This is a genomic window from Streptomyces sp. AcH 505 (assembly GCF_000818175.1).
In the GTDB taxonomy this organism is placed as follows: Bacteria; Actinomycetota; Actinomycetes; order Streptomycetales; family Streptomycetaceae; genus Streptomyces.
Genome location: NZ_JTIY01000001.1, coordinates 5,631,496 through 5,638,572, shown reverse-complemented (window position 1 = coordinate 5,638,572; position 7,077 = coordinate 5,631,496). Strand labels below are relative to the sequence as shown.

Annotated in this window: 6 protein-coding genes and 1 pseudogene; 4 read left to right on the top strand and 3 right to left on the bottom strand. The window is 71.9% G+C overall.

Annotated features, from left to right (window positions below; all coding sequences use genetic code 11):
• From HY68_RS44075 to HY68_RS25320, 3 genes and pseudogenes are all read left to right on the top strand, one after another.
• A pseudogene (locus tag HY68_RS44075) lies at positions 1-506 on the top strand (MFS transporter); the annotation flags it as partial.
• 223 nt (positions 507-729) lie between these two features.
• Positions 730-2,556, top strand: coding sequence for an AMP-dependent synthetase/ligase (locus tag HY68_RS25325; RefSeq protein WP_041992703.1), 1,827 nt, complete (start codon positions 730-732; stop codon positions 2,554-2,556).
• Positions 2,557-2,670: 114 nt separating this feature from the next.
• Complete coding sequence (locus HY68_RS25320; protein ID WP_041992700.1) at positions 2,671-3,498, top strand: aldo/keto reductase; 828 nt, start codon at positions 2,671-2,673, stop codon at positions 3,496-3,498.
• Here the strand turns inward: HY68_RS25320 and HY68_RS25315 are convergent.
• Both HY68_RS25315 and HY68_RS25310 read right to left on the bottom strand, forming a co-directional pair.
• Positions 3,491-4,456 carry an AraC family transcriptional regulator gene (locus HY68_RS25315; protein ID WP_041992697.1) on the bottom strand — a complete coding sequence of 322 codons (966 nt, stop codon included), beginning with the start codon at positions 4,454-4,456 and terminating at the stop codon, positions 3,491-3,493. The two genes, HY68_RS25320 and HY68_RS25315, sit on opposite strands and share 8 nt — an antisense overlap.
• A gap of 10 nt (positions 4,457-4,466) precedes the next feature.
• Positions 4,467-4,772: a 4a-hydroxytetrahydrobiopterin dehydratase gene (locus tag HY68_RS25310; protein WP_041992694.1), complete on the bottom strand. Its 306-nt coding sequence runs from the start codon at positions 4,770-4,772 to the stop codon at positions 4,467-4,469.
• A 122-nt stretch (positions 4,773-4,894) separates the two neighbouring features.
• Here HY68_RS25310 and HY68_RS25305 point away from each other — a divergent pair, with 122 nt between their 5' ends.
• The gene (locus HY68_RS25305) at positions 4,895-5,701 is read left to right on the top strand and encodes a helix-turn-helix transcriptional regulator (protein ID WP_041992691.1); all 807 of its coding nucleotides are present in this window, start codon (positions 4,895-4,897) and stop codon (positions 5,699-5,701) included.
• Between the two features lie 51 nt (positions 5,702-5,752).
• On the opposite strand, the gene HY68_RS25300 is transcribed toward HY68_RS25305, so the two are convergent.
• A partial coding sequence (locus tag HY68_RS25300) for a glycoside hydrolase family 38 C-terminal domain-containing protein (RefSeq protein ID WP_041992688.1) occupies positions 5,753-7,077 on the bottom strand: 1,325 nt, incomplete at its 5' end.

Below are 7,077 nucleotides of genomic sequence, written 5' to 3'. Positions count from 1 at the left end.
GGCTGCTGCTGGTCGGGATCGGGGCGCTGGCGCAGTCCGTGCTGGACGCGGGATCCGGCTGGGCGGCGCTCAGCCCGGGGCTCGCCGTCGCGGGGGCCGGCGTGGGCCTGGTCTCGCCGAGCCTGGCGGGCGCAGCGCTGTCGTCCGTACCGCAGCGGGACGCGGGCATGGCGGGGGGCGCCGTCAACACGTTCCGGCAGCTGGGGTTCGCGCTCGGGGTGGCCGTCTTCGGCACGCTGGTGACGAGCCGGATGACGGACTCGCTGCGCGGTGCGACACCCGACCCGGTGGGCGCCTCGCACCTGCTGGCCGGCGGCGGTGCGGGAGCACTCCACGGCCGGGTGAGCGCTCATGTGCTGCACGGCGCGTTCGCCTCGGGGCTGAACACGGCCACACTGGTGGCGGGTGCGGCGGGGATCGTCGCGGGTGCGGCGGTGCTGATCTGGGTACGGACGCCGAAGGCGCCCACCGCGGGGACCCCAGTGAAGGTGCTGTCCGAGGCGTAGTCGCGCGGGGGGCGTGACAGCGTCGTACGGATTCGGTGGAGATTCCCCCGCGCCGTACTTACTCTTCAGTCAGAAGTGTGTCCGTGCCCTGCCGGTCTGGCCGTATTTCAGCCGCTGACCTGTGGTGATATGGCTTGGTTCCGGCTTGCGCACGGGCTCCCGCGCGGGCTTCTTGTGGGGTAGCGTCGCGGCGCTGTGCGGAGCGCCACAAGGAGCCAAGTCATTGCGCGAGTTCACTTCCCCCCCTCTCGCGGCAGCGCCGCCCCACTCCGGTGGGCTCGCGGACGCCGTGTACGACCACGCCGAGGCCGCCCCCGACCGGGTGGCACTCGGCCGCAAGGACGCGGAAGGACACTGGCAGGACGTCACATCGGCGGAGTTCCGCGACCAGGTGCTGGCCCTGGCCAAGGGGCTGCTCGCCGAGGGGCTGCGGTTCGGTGACCGGGTCGCGATCATGTCCCGTACCCGCTACGAGTGGACCCTGTTCGACTTCGCCCTCTGGTCGATCGGCGTCCAGTCGGTGCCCGTCTACTCCACGTCGTCGGCCGAGCAGATCTGGTGGATGCTGTACGACGCCGAGGTCGTCGCCTGCGTCGTGGAGCACGAGGACCACGCGATGAGCGTCGGCTCGGTGATCGACCGGCTGCCCCTGCTCAAGCGGCTCTGGCAGCTGGACGCCGGCGCCGTGGACGAACTGGTCGCCGCCGGCGCCGGGATCGAGGACGCGGCCGTGCACCGCAACCGCGCTGCCGTACGGCCCGACGGGATCGCCACGATCATCTACACGTCGGGCACCACGGGCCGGCCCAAAGGGTGCGTGATCACCCACGGCAACTTCATGTACGAGGCCGACACGGTCATCCACCGCTGGGAGCCGGTCTTCCACTCGCGCCCCGGCGACCAGGCGTCCACGCTGCTGTTCCTGCCCCTCGCGCACGTCTTCGGGCGGATGGTGGAGATCGCGGCGATCCGGGGCCGGGTGAAGCTGGGGCACCAGCCGGAGCTGCGCGCGAGCGCCCTGCTGCCGGACCTGGTGGCGTTCCGGCCGTCGTTCATCCTCGCGGTGCCCTACATCTTCGAGAAGGTCTACAGCGCGGCGCGGCGCAAGGCGGAGCGCGACGGCAAGCTCGGTCCGTTCGAGAAGGCCATCGATGTGGCGGTGCGCTACGCGGAGGCCATGGAGCACCGGGCGTTCAGCATCGGCCCCGGGCCTTCGGCGTCCCTGCGGGTGCAGCACCAGTTCTTCGAGAAGGCCGTCTACAGCAAGGTGCGCGCGGCGATGGGCGGCCGGGTGCGGCACGCCTTCTCCGGCGGTTCGGCGATGGACCGGCGGCTCGGTCTGTTCTTCGAGGGCGCGGGCGTCACCGTCTTCGAGGGGTACGGGCTGACCGAGTCGTGCGCGGCCGCGACGGTCAACCCGCCCGAGCGCGCCCGGTACGGCACGGTCGGCCAGCCGATTCCCGGCAGTTCGGTCTACATCGCCCCGGACGGCGAGGTGTGGCTGCACGGCGGCATGGTGTTCTCCGGCTACCTGGGCGACCCGAAGGCGTCGGACGCCGTGCTGCACGACGGGTGGCTGGCGACCGGCGATCTGGGGGCGCTCGACGAGGACGGCTATCTGACCATCACCGGCCGCAAGAAGGAGATCCTGGTCACCTCGGGCGGCAAAAGCGTCTCGCCGACGGCGCTGGAGGAACGGGTCCGCGCGCATCCGCTGGTGGCCCAGTGCATCGTGGTCGGCAACGACCGGCCGTACATCGCGGCGTTGGTCACGGTGGACCAGGAGTCCGTCGACCACTGGCTGAGCGTGCAGGGCAAACCGCCGCTGAAATCCGCCGACCTGGTGCGCGACCCGGATCTGGAGATGGAGGTCAGACGCGCCGTGGTGGCGGCCAACACGGCTGTCTCGCAGGCCGAGTCGATCCGTACGTTCCGGATCCTGGCGCACCCGTTCAGCGAGGAGCACGGCCTGCTGACCCCGTCGCTGAAGCTCAAGCGCAAGGCGATCGAGGCGGCGTACACCCGCGAGGTCGAGGCGCTGTACCGCTGAGCCTCCGGTTACGGGAATTCGGCCAGGTCCGGGGACGTTGGTCTTCCGGGAGCGCACCCCAGGACGACAGGCGCACTCCCGGAAGACAACCGACGACGTAAGGATCGACCGCTCGTGAGCAAGGTCCCCTCCCTCACCCTCAACAACGGCATCACGATGCCCCAGCTCGGCTTCGGTGTCTGGCAGGTGCCGTCCGACGAGGCGGCGCAGACCGTCGGCACGGCGCTGGAGGCCGGCTACCGCAGCATCGACACGGCGGCCGCCTACGGCAACGAAGAGGGCACGGGCAAGGCCATCGCCGCCTCCGGGATCGCCCGGGACGGGCTGTTCGTCACCACGAAGCTGGCCAACGGCGACCAGGGGTACGACTCGGCCCTGCGCGCCTTCGACACATCGCTGGCCAAGCTGGGCCTCGACCACGTCGACCTGTATCTGATCCACTGGCCGATGCCGGCCAAGGACACCTTTGTCGACTCCTACCGGGCGTTCGAGAAGATCCTCGCCGACGGCAGGGCCCGGGCCATCGGCGTCTCCAACTTCCTTCCCGACCACCTGGAGCGGCTGACCGGCGAGACCTCCGTGGTGCCCGCCGTCAACCAGATCGAGCTGCATCCCCAGCTCCAGCAGGCCGAGTCGCGCGCGTTCCACGCGAGCCGTGGCATCGTCACCGAGGCGTGGTCCCCGCTGGGCTCGGGCCGGGGGCTCCTGGAGGTCCCGACCGTGGCGGCCGTCGCCCACAAGCACGGCAGGACCCCCGCCCAGGTGGTGCTGCGCTGGCACCTCCAGCTGGGGCACGTGGTGATTCCCAAGTCCGTGACGCCGTCCCGGATCACCGAGAACATCGAGGTCTTCGACTTCGAGCTGGACGACGACGACCTGGCCGCGTTCGCCGCCCTCGACGAGGGCAAGCGGCTCGGCAGCCACCCGGCGGACGTCAACTGACGCGATCGGACGGCCGGTCCGCGGGGGCGCCGCCGGTGCGGTACTCCTGCGGGCTGACGCCCCGTACGCGTTTGAAGGCGGCGCTGAGCGCGAACGAACCGCCGTAGCCGACCTTCCTGGCCACCGCCTCGACCGTCACCTCGCTCCCCCGCAGCAGATCGGCGGCGAGCGCGAGCCGCCAGCCCGTCAGATACGCCATCGGCGGCTCGCCGACCAGTTCGGTGAAGCGGCGCGCGAGCCCGGCGCGTGACACCCCGCAGGCGGTCGCCAGCGAGGCGACGGTCCACGGCGCAGCCGGGTCGTTCTGCAGCAGCCGCAGCGCCTGCCCGACGACCGGATCGGCCATCGCCGCGTACCAGCCGGGCGCCGCCGCCTCGGGGCGGGAGAACCACGCTCTGACCACCGCGATCAGCAGCAGGTCGAGCACCCGGTCCAGGACCACGCTCTGGCCCGGCTCGTCGCGGGAGATCTCCTCGTCCAGGACCGGCAGCAGCGGCCCGCGCCATGCTGTCGCCTCCAGCTTCAGCAGCTCGGGCAGCGCGTCGAGCAGCCGTCTGCTGACCTCGCCCGCCATCTGGTAGGTGCCGATGAGCACGGTCGTGGTCCCGTCGGGCGCGTTGCCCCAGGTCCGTACGCCCAGCCGCATGGACTGCGCGAGCGGTTCGCCCTGGAGGGTGTGACAGGTGCCGCCGGGCCCGATCAGGGCATGCGGCTCGGTGCCGAGGCTGTCCGCCGCGCGGTACGGCTCCGGGCCACGGGCGATGGCGACATCACCGGGGCGCAGCAGCACCGGGTCGCCCTTGGCGGGGACGATCCACGCCTCGCCGCTGGTGACGCACATCAGACAGAGCGGCGCGCCGTCCTCGATCCGGACCGACCAGGGCGGTTCCATCACCATGCGCAGCAGGAAGGCGCCCCTGGCACGGGGCCCGTCGAGAAGTCCGGCGAGCGCGTCCACGGCCTGCGGCTCAGCTCGCCAGGTGGGTCGGGGCGACCGCCTCGATCCGGCGGGCCAGCTCGATGTCCCGCTCGGTGACGGCGCCGCCCGCGTCGTGCGTGTGCAGGGCCAGCGACACGGTGTCGTACCCAAGGGTCAGGTCGGAGTGGTGGTCAAGCTCTTCCTGGAGCTGCGCGATGTGGACGACCAGCGCCGTCGCGGCGAAGTGGCTGCCCAGCCGGTAGGAGCGGACGATCCGGTCGCCCGCGAGCGACCAGCCGGGCAGCTCCCGCAGCCGCTCCTCGACGGTCTCGGCCGGCAGCGGCTTCCTGGACATCGCACGGGCTCCTTCAGGACGGGGCGGTTTGACGGCTGCGGTGGGACGGGCGCGGTGGGCTCGCCCTGTTCGGCCGACGATACGCCGCCGGGTACCGGGCCGCCTTGTATTACCGTCCTGGTATGACTGCGCTCGCCTCTGATGTCGGAGTAGGACCGCTGCTGCGTGACTGGCGCCGCAGGCGCCGGATCAGCCAGCTGGAGCTGGCCCTCCAGGCCGATTCGTCCGCCCGGCACATCAGCTTCATCGAGACGGGCAGGTCCCGGCCCAGCGAGGTGATGGTCCTCAAGCTCGCCGAACACCTGGACGTCCCGGTACGGGAGCGCAACGCCCTGCTGCTGGCGGCCGGTTACGCGCCCCGGTTCACCGAGACGGCGCTGGACGACCCGGCGATGGGCGCGCTGCGCGAGGGCCTGGACCGGCTGCTGCTGGGCTACGAGCCGTATCCGGCGGTGGTGGTCGACGGTACGTACACGGTGCTGGCCGCCAACCGGGGCATCGCGATGCTCCTGGAGGGGCTGCCGGCGAAGCTCCTCACCCTGCCGACGAACGCCATGCGGATCACCCTGCACCCGGAGGGTCTCGCGCCGCGCATCCGCAACCTGCGGGAGTGGCGCGGCCACCTGCTCGCCCAGATGGAGCGCCAACTGGCGCTCAGCCGCTCGCCCGCGCTGCGCGAACTGTACGAGGAGGTCGCCGGCTATCCCGTGGCCGAAGCGCACCCCGACGACTCCGAGCGCGACGAACCGCCGTCCGCCGGGCCCAGCTTCGCGCTGCCGATGCGTATCGAGCACGACGGGCGGGTGCTGTCCTTCCTGTCGTCGATCTCGACGTTCAACACACCGATGGATGTGACCGTCGCCGAACTGGCCATCGAGACGTTTCTCCCGGCCGATCCGGCGACGGTCAGCTATCTCACCTCACGCTGACCGCGGTTGACCGCTGTTGACCGCTGTTGACCGCGACTGACGGGGCGTCGGCTACGCCGCGCGCAGCCGCAGGGTGCGGATCTGGAACGGCCGCAGCCGCAGCTCGGCCGACGCGTCGTCGGCGCCGAGGGTCAGCTCGCGCTCCGGGGTCTCCAGCAGGTCGCAGTCGAAGACGCCGGCCAGCGGGAACGTGGCCGTGAGCGTCGCGCGGGCCGCGCCGCCGCACGCCTCGTAGAGCCGCACGATCACATCGCCGCTGCGGTCGTCGGCGAGCTTCACCGACTCGACGGCGATGTCCTGGTTGTCGACGGTGACCACCGGCGCGCCGCCCGAAGCCGCCGGTCGCAGCGGCAGGTTGAGCGCGTACCCGCCGGCCACCGCCTCCTCGATCCCGGCGCCGGCGACCAGCGCGTAGCTGAAGGTGTGCCGGCCGCGGTCGGCCTGCGGGTCGGGGCTGTGCGGTGCGCGGAGCAGCGAGAGCCGTACGGTCGTGGTCGTCCCGCCGTCGGGCCGGGTGTCGCGGCCGACGTCATGGCCGTACGTGGAGTCGTTGAGCACGGCGGCGCCCCAGTGCCGCTCGCCGACATGCACCCAGCGGTGCGCCCACAGCTCGAACCGGGCAGCGTCCCAGCTGGTGTTCTCGTGGGTGGGCCGCTGCACATGGCCGAACTGGATCTCGGAGCGCTCGTGCTCCGCGTGCACGTCCAGCGGCCAGGCCGCCTTCAGCACCGTGTCACGCTCCTGCCAGTCGATGTCCGTACGGACCGTCAGCTGCTTGCTCTCGGCGCCGAGTTCGAGGCGCTGGACGATCCGTGAGGCGCCGAAGGCGCGCTCGACACGTACGGACGCGAACAGCGGCCCGCTCTCGGCGAGTTCCACCGACTCCGCCGTGTCGAGGTCGGTGACGACGTCGCGGTAGAACCGATCGATGTTCCAGGCGCTCCACAGGTTCGGGTCGTCCGGGTGCAGTTGGAGCAGGTTGCCCGCCGCGCCCGGTGCGATCGACTCGCGCCCGGCGGTGTGGTCGTACACCGACCTGACCAGCCCTGCGTGGTCGATCCGTACGGTCAGCAGGCCGTTCTCCAGGACGATCCCGTCGGCCTCGGTCCGGGTGGTGACCGGGGTCGTCGGTTCGCCGACCGTGCCGCCAGCGCCCAGCGCCGGGGTGTCGGCGAGGACGGCGAGGCGCCCGTCGGACAGCCGCTGGGCGCCCGGCACTTCGGGTCCGCCGGCCGGCAGGAGCGCCACCTCGCGGCGGGCGTACGGGCCCGCGTTGAGCAGCCGCGGCCCTTCGGCCCCGGTCAGCGCGCCGGCCGCCTCGGCGATGATCTCCTCCAGCTCGGCGCGCACCTCGCCGTAGACCTGCTCGGCCTGCT